This is a genomic window from Pseudomonas sp. R151218B TE3479, assembly GCF_053629195.1.
Map to the genome: position 1 here is coordinate 2,417,007 of NZ_JBRJHV010000001.1, position 15,252 is coordinate 2,432,258.

Sequence of the window (15,252 nt, forward strand, 5' to 3'; positions counted from 1 at the left end):
TCCCGCTGGGCTGCTCAGCAGCCCCAAAAAAACAGGGCCGCTACGCGCCCCAGCGGGAGCAAGCTCCCTCGCCACAGGCCTTCTTCACCACTGCGGGCGATGGGCGCCCAGTTCTGCCGCCGGCAAGGTCCATTGCAGGGGCGTCCCGGTGATTTTCAACGGCACCTGCAAGCGGTGGGCTGGCCCCCATGGCGTTTGTTCGACCACCAGGCCCTGATCATCGTCGTTCTCGGCGCGCAATGGCGTAGGGTCTCCTGGGCCACGCTCGATCAACAGCTTCGCCGTGCGTGCCAGTGACAGGCGTGCCGAGCCGCCGTGACCGCTTTCCAGGCGCCGAGACAGCAGCACCAGGGCGCTGGCCGCCATCAGGTAGCCGGTGCCATGGTCCAGCGCCTGCACCGGCAGCGGTGTCGGTTTGTCGGTGTGTTTCCAGGCCATGCCGGCCTCGGCAATGCCGCTGCTCATCTGCACCAGGCTGTCGAAGCCGCGCCGGTTCTGCCAAGGGCCGCTCCAGCCGTAGGCGTTGAGGCTGACGTCGATCAGGCCCGGGGCCAGTTGTCGACGCTGTTCGGCGCCATAGCCCAGGTGCTCCAGGGCATCGGCACGGTAGCCGTGCAGGAGGATGTCGGTGTCTTTGAGCAGTGCCTCGAACACCGCGCGATCATCGGGCCGATGCAAGTCGAGGCGGGCGCAGCGTTTACCCAGCGTGACTTCCGGGACCACGCCGGGTTCGTTCCAGGTCGGCGGGTCGATGCGCAGCACGTCGGCCCCCAGGCCGGCGAGGAAGCGGCTGGCGACGGGGCCGGCCAGCACGCGGGTCAGGTCCAACACCTTGAGGCCCGCCAGTGGCTGGGTCACGGAGCCGAGCCAGGGCTTGCGCTGTTCTGCAGTCGTTTCACTCAGATGCACCAGCGGTTCGGCATTCACCGCCATGCCTTGGGGGTGGGCCTGCCAGGCCTGCCACGAACGCATCTGGGCGGCGCAACCGCCGGCGTCGACCACGGCCTGTTCCAGCTCGGCCTTGTTCCAACGGACCACCCTCGCCGCCATGTCGGTGCGGTCGGTGCAGGTGCCGAGGACTTTTTCCGCGGCCAGGCGATGATGCGGCGCGTTGGTGTGCAGGCGAATCCAGCCGTCGGCACTGGCGTAGTCGCCGGCCACCGGGTCCCACATCGGCGGCACGCTCCAGCCGATGGGGCGCAGGGAAGTGGAGAACCAGAACGACGCCAGGCGCCGGTCGACCTCGGCGGGCGGCAGGCGGCCGGTTTGCTGGTGGATGAGCGCGGCGGTCGCCTGGCCCGCCACGGCGATGCTGGCGCTGGCCAGCTCCGTGACGGCGAACGCCGAGGGCAGGGCGCCTTCGCCGCTGAAGGTGATTGGGGTCGTGGGCAAGCCGAGTGCGGTTTGCATGGACGTGAGCAGATCTGACATCGAAAGCCCTCCAGTACGAGAGGGCGATCATAGATCAAAAATCCGTTGGGGGCCGCTTCGCGCCCCAGCGGGAGCAAGCTCCCTCGCCACAAGTGACCTGTGCCTGTTCCGGCCGCGACCAGATCCACAGGTTGCCCAGGCCCATGCCCGCGAGCGCCAGGCAAACCGGCCAGCCGTGGTCGAGCATTACCAGCATCAGTCCGGCACACAGCAGCATGCTGACGGTGGCAGCCACCTTGGCCCGGCGCGGGATGACCTTGCCGTTGCGCCAGTTGTGCAGCATCGGCCCGAACAACCGATGGCTCTCCAGCCAGGCGCTCAGGCGCGGTGAACTGCGGGTCGCGGCCCAGGCAGCCAGCAGGATGAACTCGGTGGTCGGCAGGCCGGGCACGACGATGGCGACCAGGCCGATGGCCAGGCTGGTGTAGGCGAGCAGGGCGAAGAGCAGTTGGGTGAGTTTGGAGGGCGTGCGGCTCATGTACTTCTATCCGAAATGCACTTTACCTTGTGGGAGCGAGCTTGCTCGCGATGGCGGTGTATCAGGCGGCCAATAAGGTGGCTGAAAGTCCGCCATCGCGAGCAAGCTCGCTCCCACAGATCAAGCCGGCTCGGTCGCATAAGCCTGTTCCAGCAGCACGGTAAAGCGGTTGAAGGCGTCCAGCGCGCCTTTATCCGCCTCGGCTTCCTGCTGTTCGGTGAAGACCAGGCCGTCGAGGGTGCGGGTGAAGGTTTTCCAGCCTTCGGCGCGCCCGCCGGCAGGTTCCGCCAGGTGCCGGGCGCCGAAGGTTTCGCTCAGCCCCAGGCCCACGGCACGCTTGATCAGGAACGCGGCACCGAGCTTGGAACCTTCGGAGACGAACAGCCAGCCCAGGGCTTCGGCTTGGGTCGGGTTGTTCACCGCACCGGCCACCGGCGCCGGGACTTCGGTGTCCAGGTCGGCGAGATCCGCCTTGGCTGCGTCGGCCCGGCAACGGGCCGGCAGATCGGGAATCAGGGCGGACAGCTCGGCGTCGTTGTACAGCGCCACCAGTTCCGACTGGAACAAGTACTGGGCGACGACGAAACGGGCGAAGCTGGCCGGGGTTTCGAACGGGGCGTGGGCCTTGACCAGGGCGTCGAGCTTGCTGTGAGGCTCGTGGGTGATCTGGTTCAGGCGTTGGGAGCGTGAAGCGGGACGTTGTGTGGTCATGAACAATTCCTTTGAATTAGATCGCTGTGGCGAGGGGCTGTGGGAGCAAAGCTTGCTCGCGAAACAGGCGCCTCGATCTCTGAAAGACCGCATCGCCTTCATCGCGGGCAAGCCTTGCTCCCACATGACTCTCCTCGCCACAGGTGTTTGTGTTGCCTGGGAAATCGGGTCAGATATCCCAGATCAGGTTCACCGCGAAGTTACGCCCGGGCGCGGTCAGGCGATCGAGGTTGGCGGGGCTCAGCACCGCCGCTTCGCCCACGCTGTCGTAGCCGCGCACGTCATCCCACAGCCAGTACTTCTTGTCGGTGAGGTTGTAGAGGCCGCCGCTGACGGTCACGTCGCGGGTCACCTTGTAGAAACCCGTCAGGTCGAGGATGCCGAAGCCTGGTGTCTTGAACTGGCTGCTCACGCCATCGGGCGAGTTGAAGTTGCTGTCGTCGACGCGTTCCTTTTTCTTGACCAGGGTCCAGCTGAGCAACGTGCCGAACTGCTCCTGGTCGTAGCCCAGGCCAAACACGCCGGTGAGCGGGTTGACGCTGTTGAGCGGCTCGCCCGTGTCGTTGTTGCGACCGTAGGCGTAGGCCACCGAACCTTGGGTGTACAGGCCCTTTGGCGCACCCAGCACATCCAGCTCAAGGCGTCCCTTGACCTCGGCGCCCTTGATGGTGGCGTGCTTGATGTTGTTGCTCTGGAAGGTCAACTGGTTGGCGCCGGGGGTGATGGCGTCCTCGTTGATGAAATCGCGGTACTTGTTGTAGAACACCGCCACATCGAACGAGCCGGAGTCGAAACGCCCACGCAGGCCAGTCTCGTAGCTTTTGCTTTTTTCCGGTTCCAGGTCGGGGTTGGGTTCCACGCTATAGCCGGCGTTGGGGTTGTCGAAACGACCATACAAGGCCTTGGCGGTCGGCGTGCGGAAGCCTTCTGCGTACTGGCCATACCAGGTGTACTCATCGTTCAGGGCATAGGTCAGGCCGAATTTGGGCGAGACACGATGCCAGGTCTTGTTCTTGTCGCTGACTTCACCGCCGCCGGTTGGGTCCACGGTGTTGAGGAATTCCTCGGTCAGATGGGGCTTGAGCTGGGTGTAGTCGTAGCGCAGGCCGGGCGTGAAGGTCCATTTATCCCAACTGATCTGGTCCTGGGCGAACAGGGCGTAGCTGTTGATGGTCGGATCGGGGAAGTCACTGGCTTTTGCCAGCACGTCCCGGGTGCTGATGGCGCCCACCGCAGAGCAACCGACCCCGACCGCCAGGCACACGCCATTGCCGCTGCGCGAGCCGGTGACTTTCTGTTGCTTGATCGTGGTGCCGTAGGTCAGCGAGTGATCGGTGTCGGCGATGCTGAAGGCCTTGTCCAGTTGCGCATCGAAGACCCACTGCTTTTCTTCGTAGAGGGTGTCCCGGGTGCGCAGGACCTGGCGGGTGATCGGGAAATAGAACTCGGCGGTGCTCTGGTCGGTCTTGGCGACCTGGTGGTTCAGGCTCCACTTGACGTGGTCGGCCAGCAGGCTGTCGAGGGCGAAGCTGTGCTCCAGGCCGAAACGCTCGCGGGTGATGGTGTCGTTGCCGGTACGCCACTGGTACATGCCGCCGGGCAGTACAAAATCGGGGATCGCCGGCTGGCCGTTCGCGTAGGGGCCGCCGTAGGCGCTTTTCAGGTCGCTGTCGCGGTCGTCCTTGTATTTCTCGTAGACCAGGCCAAGGCGTGCGTCATCGCTGTAGTTCCAGCCGAGCTTGGCCAGCACGTTGTTGGCGCGCACGTCTTCCGGGTTGGCCGCGGTGCGGTCCAGGCCGGTGCCGTTGTGGCTGCCGTAGGATTCGGTTTCGTGACCGTCGCGCTGGCTGTAGTGCAGCAGGCCGTCGAGTGGGCCGCTGCGGCCGGCGACGGTGGCGGACTTGAGCCAGCTTTCGTCGGCGGAGCTGTAGCCGGTCTTCAGGCGGGCGCCAACGTCCTGGCCGGGCTTGATGATGCCGTCCGGATCGAGGGTGAAGTAGCTGACGGCACCGCCAATGGCATTGCTGCCGTACAGCACCGAGGCCGGACCGCGGAGGATTTCCACGCGTTTGATGATTTCCGGGTCGACGTAATTGCGCTGGGTCTTGGCGTAGGGGCCGTTGAAGAAACCGCCGGGTACTTCCACGCCGTCGACCTGGGTCAGGATCCGGTTGCCGTCGATGCCGCGAATGTTATAGCCGCTGATGCCGCCGCGCTGGCCCGCACCGCCCACCGACACGCCCGGTTCATAGCGCACCAGATCCTTGAGGGTATTGACGTTGTTGCGGTCCAGTTCCTGGCGATCGTGGACGGTGACCGTGCTGGGTACGCTGGTGATGTCCTGTTCCTGGCGGGTGGCGCTGATGGTCACTTGTTGCAGCTCCATCGCGCTGCCGCTGCTGCGCCTTTCCAGCACGATGCTGCTGTCGCCCAGCTTGCGGTAGCCCAGGTGGGTCCCCACCAACAGGCGCTCCAGGGCTTTTTCAGGCGGCAGCGAGCCGTTCACCCCTGGCGACGCGACGCCTTCGGCCAGTTCCGCCGGCATGCCGACTTGCCAGCCGGTGACCGCGGTGAATGCATTCAAGGCCGAGACCAGTGGCTGCCGGGCGATGGCGAAGGTGTAATCGCCCATGGTGCGGGCAGGGGGTTGCGCGGCCGTGGCAGCCAGGGCGAGCGGCGCGGTGCCGGCCATCAGAATAGCGGCGGTGAGCAGTGACAGCGTGCAAGAGGGGGCAAGAAACCGGCAAGTAAGGCGAGAGGACATCGATAGCGCTCCGTGTCGCATCTGTTATAGGTGCAGATCGCATCGCTGGATGCGAATCAATTGCATTGGCTATAACGAGACGAACCAGCGGTGCCTATCGAGTAAAAATAATTCTCATTTAGTTCAAGATCACCAGCGCCGGGAACTCCTGAAGCCGCGCCGAGGTGATATGGGCCAGGGAGCGGACCACGTCCAACGGCTGATCGAGGCGGTAATTGCCGGTCACCGCGACATTGGCCAACTGTTCGTTACTGTTGATGATCCAGCCGGGGTAGTAGCGGCGCAGCTCGGCCAGTACCTGGCTCAGCGGCCGGTTCTCGAACACCAGTCGACCCTGGACCCAGGCCAGGTCCGTGTTGGCATCGAGGCGGGCCGGACGGTCGAAGCCGTTGGGGCCGATGCGGATGCTCTCCCCAGCCGACAGCCGCACATGGGTGTCGTTGCGATTGGCCCGCAGATCCACATCGCCGCGCTGTACCTGGACCTGGGCCACGCCGTCGAGGTAACGCACGGCGAACGTGGTGTCGCTGACGCTGGCGGTGACCGGGCCGGCGTCGATTTCCAGCGGCAGGGTGCGGTTGCCCGGGACCTCGAAGAAGGCCTCGCCCTTGTACAAGTGGGCCACGTGTCGTTGTCCGTTGAACGTGCTGGAGAACGCCGAGTCGGTGTTGAGCAGGACCTTGGATCCGTCTTCCAATTGCAGGCGCTGGCGCTCACCGACCACGGTCAGGTGATCGGCCTGCAAGCGCAGGGGCAGGTCGCTGAAGTTGAACAGGCCGAGAAACAGCACGGCGGCGGTGGCCAGCGGTTTCCAGTGGGCACGCAGGCGCGACAGCGCGGTGACCTTGGGCGCGGTTTCAAGTTGGCGGGCACTTTCCATCACCTGTGGCCCGTTCCAGATCGCCTGGGCCCGGGCGAACGCCTCGCCATGACGTGGATCGGCCGCCAGCCAGGCCTGGAACTGCCGTGTCTGTTCCTCGCTGGGGCTGTCCAGCAGGATCAGCCAATCCAGCGCCTGCTCCATGGCATGGGCGGTTTCCGGCGTCGGTGCAGGAGAAGGGGAGTTGTCCGTCACGGTGGGTTCTCGTTTCTCGGTTCAGCGGCAAGTTACAAGCTTCAAGTTTCAAGTCGCAAGCACAAGCCTGCACACAACTGCAGCTTGAATCTTATAGCTGAAGTTGTCCCACACAGATCGCCATGATCAGCTTCAGTTCCTTTTGCACCGTACTCAGGGACACGCCCAGCCGTTCGGCGATTTCCTGGTAACTGTGGCCATGCAGGCGGCTGAGGATGAAGATCTGCCGTTGTCGCGGGCTCAGGGCCTGCAGGCTGACATTCAGGCGCTCGAGCAGTTGCTGGGCATGGGCGGCGTCCTCGGCGCTGCTCTGGGGGGCGACGACGTTTTGGACGACTTCCAGCGGCACGTCATCCAGCAGGGTCCGGGCCTGGATGCGTCGGGCACGCAAATGGTCCAGCGCCAGGTTGCGGGCGGTCTGGAAAACAAAAGGTTCGAGGTGCTCGACCGTGCGTTCGGCCAATGCGCGGGTGACACGCAGGTAGGTTTCCTGAAGCAGGTCTTCGGCGGTACTGGGGTTGCTGACCATGCGCTCGAGGGTGCGCAGCAGCGGCGTGCGCTGGGCGAGGAAGACGTGATGAAAGCGCGATTGACTCACGGTAGGGCCCGATCCGGTTCGAGTTGATGATAATGCTTATCATCTGCGTCGCGGGTCAAGCCTTCATTCATTTCAAGAATTTGAAGTCTTGTGGGAGCGAGCTTGCTCGCGATGATGGCGTGTCAGTCGCCATCGATGTTGGCTGATACAGCGCTATCGCGAGCAAGCTCGCTCCCACAGAAGCTCGATACTGCCGTGTCAGTTATTCGGCATTACACAACGCCAGGCAGTTATCCAGCATGCGGTTGGAGAAACCCCACTCGTTGTCATACCAGGCCAATACCTTGAGCAGCTTGCCGCTGGCCTTGGTGTGGTTGGCGTCGAAGATCGACGACAGCGGGTTGTGGTTGAAATCGCTGGAGACCAGCGGCAGGGTGTTGTAGCCGAGGATCTTCGAATGCTGGCTGGCCTGGCGCAGCAGTTCGTTGACTTCTTCGGCCGACGCTTCGCGCTTGAGCTGCACGGTGAGGTCGACCAGCGAGACGTTGATCACCGGTACGCGCACCGCCATGCCGGTCAGCTTGCCGGCCAGTTCCGGCAGCACCAGGCCCACCGCTTCGGCGGCGCCGGTCTTGCTCGGGATCATGTTCTGGGTGGCCGAGCGAGCACGGTACGGGTCGCTGTGGTAGACGTCGGTCAGGTTCTGGTCGTTGGTGTAGGCATGGATGGTGGTCATCAGGCCGCTTTCGATGCCCAGCTCGCGGTGCAGCACCTGGGCCACCGGGGCCAGGCAGTTGGTGGTGCACGAAGCGTTGGAGATGATTTGGTGGGACTGGCGCAGGATATCGTGGTTCACGCCATACACGACGGTGGCATCGGCGCCCTTGGCCGGGGCCGAGATGATCACCTTGCGGGCACCGGCGCTGATATGGGCGGCCGCCTTGTTGCGGTCGGTAAACAGGCCGGTGCATTCGAACACCACGTCGATCTTCTCGGCCGCCCAAGGCAATTCGGCCGGGTTGCGGATGGCGCTGACCGAGATGCGGTCGCCATTGACCGTCAGGCTTTCGTGATCGTGCTGGACGTCGGCGTCGAAGGTGCCATGCACGGTGTCGAACTTGAGCAGATGGGCATTGATTGCACTGTCGCCCAGGTCGTTGATGGCGACGATCTGCAGGTCGCGACGATAGCCTTGGGTATACAGTGCACGGAGGACGTTGCGGCCGATGCGGCCAAAACCATTGATTGCGATTCGAAGAGTCATTAACTGCGCCGCCGTCGATTTGTTGTTGGAATTACAAGATTATTCGCATAAAAATAGAAAACAAGCCTTTTTAGTGGCAATATTTTGTTTTATCTACAACGAGTGACCTGAATCAACTGGTCCGAATGGTCAAAAACCGTCTGTCGCCTCGCCTTCCACACAGCGTGCAGCGGGCTTTTGACCAGCATAGACAATCAGGTCGCCACACCCGTTAGCCTGGAGTTCTACACATGCATCCCCGCGTTCTTGAGGTCACCGAACGGCTTATCGCCCGCAGCCGCGCCACGCGTCAGGCTTACCTTGCATTGATCCGTGGTGCCGCCAGCGACGGTCCGATGCGCGGCAAGCTGCAGTGCGCCAACTTCGCCCACGGCGTGGCCGGTTGCGGCACCGAAGACAAACACCACCTGCGGATGATGAACGCCGCCAACATCGCCATCGTGTCGTCCTACAACGACATGCTCTCGGCCCACCAGCCCTACGAAACCTTCCCGGAACAGATCAAGAAAGCCCTGCGCGAGATTGGCTCGGTCGGCCAGTTCGCCGGCGGCACGCCCGCCATGTGCGACGGCGTGACCCAGGGCGAGGCGGGGATGGAACTGAGCCTGCCGAGCCGCGAAGTGATCGCGCTGTCCACGGCGGTGGCGCTGTCCCACAACATGTTCGACGGTGCGCTGATGCTCGGCATTTGCGACAAGATCGTCCCGGGCCTGATGATGGGCGCGCTGCGCTTCGGTCACTTGCCGACGATCTTCGTGCCAGGCGGGCCGATGGTCTCGGGCATTTCCAACAAGGAAAAAGCCGACGTGCGCCAGCGCTACGCCGAAGGCAAGGCCACCCGCGAAGAGCTGCTGGAATCGGAGATGAAGTCCTACCACAGTCCCGGTACCTGCACCTTCTACGGCACCGCCAACACCAACCAGTTGCTGATGGAAGTGATGGGCCTGCACTTGCCGGGCGCCTCGTTCGTCAACCCGAACACGCCGCTGCGCGATGCCCTGACCCGTGAAGCGGCGTTCCAGGTGACGCGCATGACCAAGCAAAGCGGCAATTTCATGCCCATCGGCGAAATCGTCGACGAGCGCTCGCTGGTCAATTCCATCGTTGCGCTGCATGCCACCGGCGGCTCCACCAACCACACCCTGCACATGCCGGCCATCGCCATGGCGGCGGGCATCCAGTTGACCTGGCAAGACATGGCCGACCTCTCCGAGGTGGTGCCGACCCTGAGCCACGTCTACCCGAACGGCAAGGCCGACATCAACCACTTCCAGGCAGCCGGCGGCATGTCGTTCCTGATCCGTGAGTTGCTCGAAGCCGGTTTGCTTCATGAAAACGTCAACACCGTGCTCGGTCACGGCCTGAGCCGCTACACCCAGGAACCTTTCCTGGAGGATGGCGAGTTGGTGTGGCGCGACGGCCCGATTGAAAGCCTCGACGAAAACATCCTGCGCCCGGTGGCCCGCGCCTTCTCGCCAGAAGGTGGGTTGCGCGTGATGGAAGGCAACCTGGGCCGTGGGGTGATGAAGGTCTCGGCCGTGGCCCTGGAAAACCAGATTGTCGAAGCCCCGGCCATGGTCTTCCAGGACCAACAGGACCTGGCGGACGCGTTCAAGGCCGGCCTGCTGGAAAAGGATTTTGTCGCGGTGATGCGCTTCCAGGGCCCGCGCTCCAACGGCATGCCTGAGCTGCACAAGATGACGCCATTCCTGGGGGTATTGCAGGACCGTGGCTTCAAAGTGGCGCTGGTGACCGATGGCCGAATGTCCGGCGCGTCGGGGAAAATCCCGGCGGCCATCCATGTCAGTCCTGAAGCTTATGTCGGTGGTGCGTTGGCCCGGGTGCAGGAGGGCGATATCATCCGTGTCGATGGCGTCAAAGGCACCTTGGAATTGAAGGTGGACGCCGAGGAGTTCGCCGCGCGCACGCCGGCCAAGGGCCTGTTGGGCAACAACATCGGCACCGGCCGCGAGCTGTTCGGTTTCATGCGCATGGCCTTCAGCTCGGCGGAGCAGGGCGCCAGCGCCTTCACATCTGCCCTGGAGACGCTTAATTGAAACTGGCTTTGGTCGGTGACATCGGTGGGACCAACGCACGCTTCGCGCTGTGGAAAAACCACACCCTGGAAAACATCCAGGTGCTGGCAACGGCGGATTACGCCTGCCCGGAAGATGCCATCCTGGTGTACCTGGGCGGCCTGGGTCTGAAACCGGGCGCCATCGGTTCGGTGTGCCTGTCGGTGGCCGGTCCCGTGAGCGGCGATGAGTTTCGCTTTACCAACAATCACTGGCGCCTGAGCAATCTGGCGTTCTGCCAGACCCTGCAGGTGGAGCAGCTGTTGCTGGTCAACGACTTCTCGGCCATGGCCTTGGGCATGACCTGCTTGCGTCCCGATGAGTACCGGGTCGTGTGCGAAGGCACCCCGGAGCCGATGCGTCCGGCGGTGGTGATCGGGCCGGGTACCGGGTTGGGCGTCGGCACGCTGTTGGATCTGGGGGAGGGCCGTTTCGCCGCGTTGCCGGGGGAGGGCGGCCATGTCGACCTGCCCATGAGCAGTCCGCGGGAAACCCAGCTGTGGCAGCACATCTACAACGAGATCGGCCACGTCAGCGCCGAAACCGCCTTGAGCGGTAGCGGTTTGCCTCGGGTGTACCGGGCCATTTGCGCAGTGGACGGCCATGTGCCGGTACTCGATTCTCCCGAATCCATCACCGCGGCCGGCCTGGCCGGCGACCCCATCGCCCTGGAAGTGCTCGAGCAGTTCTGCCGCTGGCTGGGGCGCGTGGCCGGCAACAACGTGTTGACCCTGGGCGGACGCGGCGGCGTCTACATCGTCGGTGGCGTGGTCCCGCGCTTTGCCGATTTCTTCCTCGAAAGCGGTTTCGCCCGCTGCTTTGCCGACAAGGGTTGCATGAGCGATTACTTCAAGGGCATTCCGGTCTGGCTGGTGACCGCGCCATACTCCGGCCTGATGGGCGCGGGCGTGGCGTTGGAGCAATCCGCCGCCGCCTGAGGTTCGATAGGTACCCCACCTGTGGGAGCGAGCTTGCTCGCGATGACGGAGTGTCAGTCGCCATTGAGGTTGACTGTTGCACCGCTTTCGCGAGCAAGCCCGCTCCCACAGAGTTTTTGTGGTGTGTTTGTAGGCCTTGTCCATCAGGCATAATCGCCCCAATCCAAACAACAAGGACGAGGCCCGTGAGTTCAGTAAACAAATCGATTTTGTTGGTCGACGACGACCAGGAGATTCGCGAACTGCTGGACACCTACCTCAGTCGTGCGGGGTTCCAGGTGCGGACCACGCCCGACGGCGCCGGGTTTCGCCAGGCGTTCAACGATGCGCCGAGCGACCTGGTGATCCTCGATGTGATGCTGCCCGATGAAGACGGCTTCAGCCTGTGCCGCTGGGTTCGCCAGCACCCACGCCAGGCTCATGTGCCGATCATCATGCTGACCGCCAGTTCCGACGAGGCCGACCGGGTCATCGGCCTTGAACTGGGCGCCGATGATTACCTGGGCAAGCCTTTCAGCCCGCGTGAATTGCAGGCGCGCATCAAGGCGCTGCTGCGCCGGGCGCAATTCGGCCAGGAACGCTCCGGCGGCGAAGTGCTGGCCTTCGATGAATGGCGGCTGGACATGGTCAGCCATCGGCTGTTCCACGCCGACGGTGAAGAAGTGATCCTCTCCGGTGCCGACTTCGCCCTGCTCAAGCTGTTTCTCGATCATCCCCAGGAAATCCTTGACCGCGACACCATCGGCAATGCGACCCGTGGTCGTGAGTTGATGCCCCTGGACCGGATCGTCGACATGGCGGTCAGTCGCCTGCGCCAGCGCCTGCGTGACACCGACAAACCACCGCGGCTGATTCGCACGGTGCGTGGCAGCGGTTATCAACTGGCGGCCAGTGTGGTTGCCAGCAATGGGCATTGACTGGGTCAGGAAAATCGCCCGGCGGGTGCCGGTACCGCACTCGTTGCTGGGCCGGATGCTGCTGCTGACCTTGCTGGTGGTGTTGTTCGCCCAGACCCTGTCCAGCCTGATCTGGGTCTCGCAACTGCGCGCCACCCAGCTCGAAGGCCTGGTCACCAGCGCCCGTAGCCTGGCCCATTCGATGACCGCCAGCGTCAGTTACTTGCGTTCGCTGCCAGTGGCGTACCGGCCATTGGTGCTGGACCAACTGCGCAGCATGGGCGGTACGCGGTTCGTCGTCACCCTCAACGACAAGCCCCTGGGCATGGACGTGCTACCGGTGACGCCGCGCAAGCAAGCGGTGCTCAAGGCCGTGGATGAAGTGCTGCGTCGCTCCTTGGGCGCCAACGCCGACATCTCGGTGACGTTTGTCAGCCCCGACGACCTGCGGATTTTCAACGCCGGGCTCAAGCTCGATGAGCTGCCCCGTTCGTGGGCCCACTATGCCCTGACGTTGGAACCGGTGAATCCGCCGGTGCTGGTCACGCAAATCCAGATGGCGCCGGGGGAATGGCTGTACATCGCCTCGCTGCTGCCCGAACCCTACACCAGCCTCGAAGAACAAGACTTGCCCAAGCAACAGGTCGGTTTCATCGTGCTCACCAGCAGCCTGTTATTGCTGTTCATCGGTTTGCTGGTGCACTGGCAGAGCCGGCCCCTCAAGCGTCTGGCCCGGGCCGCGCGCGACATGTCCCTGGGCGCCGAAGTGGAACCGGTGGCCGAGGGCGGTGGCAGCGAAGTGGTGGAGGTGGGGCGAGCGTTCAATGCCATGCGCGAACGCATCAGCCGTTACCTGACGGAGCGCAGCCAGTTGTTCAGCGCGATTTCCCACGACTTGCGCACACCGATCACTCGATTGCGGCTGCGGGTCGAGCTGCTGGAGGACGAAAACCTGCAAGCCAAGTTCGGCCGTGATCTGGATGAGCTGGAGCTGCTGGTCAAAGGTGCGCTGCAATGCGTCAAGGACACCGACATCCACGAAAACATCGAGCCGGTGGACCTCAACCATGTGCTCGATTGCCTGGTCGAGCCTTACCTGGCGCCTAACGGCAACGGCCGGGTGACCCAGGATGGCCGGGCGCTGGCGCCGTATCCCGGCAAGCCGCTGGCGCTCAAGCGCTGCATCGGCAACCTGATCGACAACGCCTTGAAGTACGGACAGAACGCCCACTTGCACATCGACGACGATGAAACCGCGTTCATCCTGCACGTTGACGACGAAGGGCCGGGGGTGCCGGAACAGCGCCTGGAGCAAGTCTTCGAACCGCACTTCCGCCTCGCCGGGCAACAGCAGGGCTATGGCCTGGGCCTGGGCATCGCCCGCAACATCGCCCACAGCCATGGGGGTGAGGTGAGCCTGCAGAACCTGCGTGAGGGTGGATTGCGGGTGACCTTGCAGTTGCCTCGCAGTGTGGATTGATCGGACCGCGTTATCGTTCATCGCGAGCAAGCTCGCTCCCACACTGGATCTTCGGCGTTCACAAAACCCCTGTGGGAGCGAGCTTGCTCGCGATGGCGCCAGTCGTCTCAATCCATCTCCCTCAGTCAAATGTCACAAGTCGGTGACATAACTCGCCCCTTTCGTTACCTGTCGCCGGCCATCCCTTGTTTAGACTCCCTGCGTCAAAACAACAAAAAAGGTACCTCGATGGACACCTTCCAACCGGCCTTCAGCAGTTGGCTGAATGCGCCTGCCCACCAGCAATGGCTTGCCGATGAAGGCTTGCGGCTGCTGGCGTTCGCCAAGGCCTCGAAGCTGCCGGACGGCTTTGGCAACCTGGATGAGCTTGGGCGCCTGCCGGCCGATGCCCGGGCCGAAACCATGAACACCGCGCGCATGACCCACAGCTTCGCCATGGCTCACATCCAGGGCCTGCCAGGTTTTGCCGAGTTGGTGGACCACGGTATCCAGGCACTCAATGGCCGTTTGCGCGACGCCGAGCACGGTGGCTGGTTCGCCACGACGCGGCCTGATGAAGACGGTGCTGGCAAGGCGGCCTACCTGCATGCATTCGTTGCCCTGGCGGCCAGTTCCGCGGTGGTGGCCCAGCGTCCTGGCGCTGGGGCGTTGCTGGACGAAGCGGTACGGATCATCGATGAGCATTTCTGGTGTGAGGAGGAGGGCGCGTTGCGCGAATCCTTCAACCGCGATTGGAGCGAGGAAGAGGCCTATCGCGGCGCCAACAGCAACATGCACGCCACCGAAGCCTTCCTTGCCCTGGCCGATGCTACCGACGATCCTCGTTGGTTGGCCCGTGCCCTGCGTATCGTCGAGCGGGTGATCCACGGCCATGCCGCCGCCAATGACTACCTGGTGGTGGAGCATTTCGACCGCCACTGGCAGCCGCTGCGCGAATACAACCACGATAATCCCGCCGATGGTTTCCGTCCCTACGGCACCACTCCCGGCCACGGTTTCGAATGGGCGCGGCTGCTTCTGCACCTTGAAGCCGCGCGGGTCCAGATCGGCATGCTGACCCCAGGGTGGCTGGCCCAGGACGCGCAAAAACTCTTCGACCAGAACTGCCGCCATGGCTGGGACGTCGATGGCGCGCCGGGCATCGTCTACACCCTGGACTGGGACAACCGCGCGGTGGTTCGTCACCGCCTGCATTGGGTCCACGCCGAAGCGGCGGCGGCTGCCAGCGCCTTGCTCAAACGCACCGACGAGGCGAAGTACGAAGCCTGGTACCGGTGCTTCTGGGAGTTTTGTGACAAACATTTCATCGATCGCTGCAACGGCAGCTGGCATCACGAACTCGATCCGCAAAACCGTCCCAGCGCCGATATCTGGCCGGGCAAGCCGGACCTGTATCACGCCTGGCAGGCGGTCCTGATCCCGCGCCTGCCCCTGGCACCGAGCATGGCGTCAGCCCTGGCGCGGTTATCCAGCCCTGCGCCTGTGTAACCATGTCGTGACATTTGCACGTCCCTTCGTTACCTGCGAAGGGATTCCCTCTGATTAGAATCCATGCAGCGCAAGCACCAGACTTGCATGCATAACAACAAGAAAGGTAATTCT

12 protein-coding genes are annotated in these 15,252 nt (G+C 63.5%); 5 read left to right on the top strand and 7 right to left on the bottom strand.

What is annotated here, in order from left to right:
* Positions 1 to 84 precede the first annotated feature (84 nt).
* From AB7M32_RS10820 to gap, 7 genes are all read right to left on the bottom strand, one after another.
* Positions 85 to 1,431, bottom strand: coding sequence for a CoA transferase (locus AB7M32_RS10820; RefSeq protein WP_454249887.1), 1,347 nt, complete (start codon positions 1,429 to 1,431; stop codon positions 85 to 87).
* Positions 1,432 to 1,465: 34 nt separating this feature from the next.
* Positions 1,466 to 1,909: a YbaN family protein gene (locus tag AB7M32_RS10825; RefSeq protein WP_454249888.1), complete on the bottom strand. Its 444-nt coding sequence runs from the start codon at positions 1,907 to 1,909 to the stop codon at positions 1,466 to 1,468.
* A gap of 120 nt (positions 1,910 to 2,029) precedes the next feature.
* Entirely contained in the window at positions 2,030 to 2,620 is a 591-nt protein-coding gene (locus tag AB7M32_RS10830) for a biliverdin-producing heme oxygenase (protein WP_454249889.1), read from the bottom strand.
* A gap of 169 nt (positions 2,621 to 2,789) precedes the next feature.
* On the bottom strand, positions 2,790 to 5,384 hold the full coding sequence (locus tag AB7M32_RS10835; protein WP_454249890.1) for a TonB-dependent receptor: 2,595 nt from the start codon (positions 5,382 to 5,384) through the stop codon (positions 2,790 to 2,792).
* A 118-nt stretch (positions 5,385 to 5,502) separates the two neighbouring features.
* The gene (locus tag AB7M32_RS10840; protein ID WP_454252122.1) at positions 5,503 to 6,408 is read right to left on the bottom strand and encodes a FecR family protein; all 906 of its coding nucleotides are present in this window, start codon (positions 6,406 to 6,408) and stop codon (positions 5,503 to 5,505) included.
* 142 nt (positions 6,409 to 6,550) lie between these two features.
* On the bottom strand, positions 6,551 to 7,057 hold the full coding sequence (locus AB7M32_RS10845) for an RNA polymerase sigma factor (protein WP_092166018.1): 507 nt from the start codon (positions 7,055 to 7,057) through the stop codon (positions 6,551 to 6,553).
* Between the two features lie 202 nt (positions 7,058 to 7,259).
* Positions 7,260 to 8,261: a type I glyceraldehyde-3-phosphate dehydrogenase gene (gene gap / locus AB7M32_RS10850; protein WP_072409674.1), complete on the bottom strand. Its 1,002-nt coding sequence runs from the start codon at positions 8,259 to 8,261 to the stop codon at positions 7,260 to 7,262.
* Between the two features lie 230 nt (positions 8,262 to 8,491).
* Here gap and edd point away from each other — a divergent pair, with 230 nt between their 5' ends.
* The 5 genes from edd (at position 8,492) to AB7M32_RS10875 (ending at position 15,138) form a co-directional block, all read left to right on the top strand.
* Positions 8,492 to 10,318 (top strand): phosphogluconate dehydratase, encoded by a 1,827-nt coding sequence (gene edd, locus AB7M32_RS10855; RefSeq protein WP_092166020.1) that lies wholly within the window; start codon positions 8,492 to 8,494, stop codon positions 10,316 to 10,318.
* Complete coding sequence (locus AB7M32_RS10860) at positions 10,315 to 11,274, top strand: glucokinase (RefSeq protein WP_454249891.1); 960 nt, start codon at positions 10,315 to 10,317, stop codon at positions 11,272 to 11,274. Before edd ends, AB7M32_RS10860 begins: the two co-directional genes overlap by 4 nt.
* 185 nt (positions 11,275 to 11,459) lie before the next feature.
* A complete protein-coding gene (locus tag AB7M32_RS10865) occupies positions 11,460 to 12,191 on the top strand; it encodes a response regulator (RefSeq protein ID WP_212797267.1) in 732 nt (243 codons plus the stop codon).
* Positions 12,181 to 13,650, top strand: a complete 1,470-nt coding sequence (locus AB7M32_RS10870; protein WP_072409680.1) for an ATP-binding protein — start codon at positions 12,181 to 12,183, stop codon at positions 13,648 to 13,650. Before AB7M32_RS10865 ends, AB7M32_RS10870 begins: the two co-directional genes overlap by 11 nt.
* Positions 13,651 to 13,878: 228 nt before the next feature.
* Positions 13,879 to 15,138, top strand: coding sequence for a D-mannose isomerase (locus AB7M32_RS10875; protein WP_454249892.1), 1,260 nt, complete (start codon positions 13,879 to 13,881; stop codon positions 15,136 to 15,138).
* Positions 15,139 to 15,252 lie beyond the last annotated feature (114 nt).

Bases quoted from the DNA above. Each gene is read 5' to 3' on its own strand.
- AB7M32_RS10820 (WP_454249887.1), bottom strand. From the start codon at position 1,431: ATGTCAGATCTGCTCACGTCCATGCAAACCGCACTCGGCTTGCCCACG.
- AB7M32_RS10825 (WP_454249888.1), bottom strand. From the start codon at position 1,909: ATGAGCCGCACGCCCTCCAAACTCACCCAACTGCTCTTCGCCCTGCTC.
- AB7M32_RS10830 (WP_454249889.1), bottom strand. From the start codon at position 2,620: ATGACCACACAACGTCCCGCTTCACGCTCCCAACGCCTGAACCAGATC.
- AB7M32_RS10835 (WP_454249890.1), bottom strand. From the start codon at position 5,384: ATGTCCTCTCGCCTTACTTGCCGGTTTCTTGCCCCCTCTTGCACGCTG.
- AB7M32_RS10840 (WP_454252122.1), bottom strand. From the start codon at position 6,408: ATGGAGCAGGCGCTGGATTGGCTGATCCTGCTGGACAGCCCCAGCGAG.
- gap (WP_072409674.1), bottom strand. From the start codon at position 8,261: ATGACTCTTCGAATCGCAATCAATGGTTTTGGCCGCATCGGCCGCAAC.
- edd (WP_092166020.1), top strand. From the start codon at position 8,492: ATGCATCCCCGCGTTCTTGAGGTCACCGAACGGCTTATCGCCCGCAGC.
- AB7M32_RS10870 (WP_072409680.1), top strand. From the start codon at position 12,181: ATGGGCATTGACTGGGTCAGGAAAATCGCCCGGCGGGTGCCGGTACCG.
- AB7M32_RS10875 (WP_454249892.1), top strand. From the start codon at position 13,879: ATGGACACCTTCCAACCGGCCTTCAGCAGTTGGCTGAATGCGCCTGCC.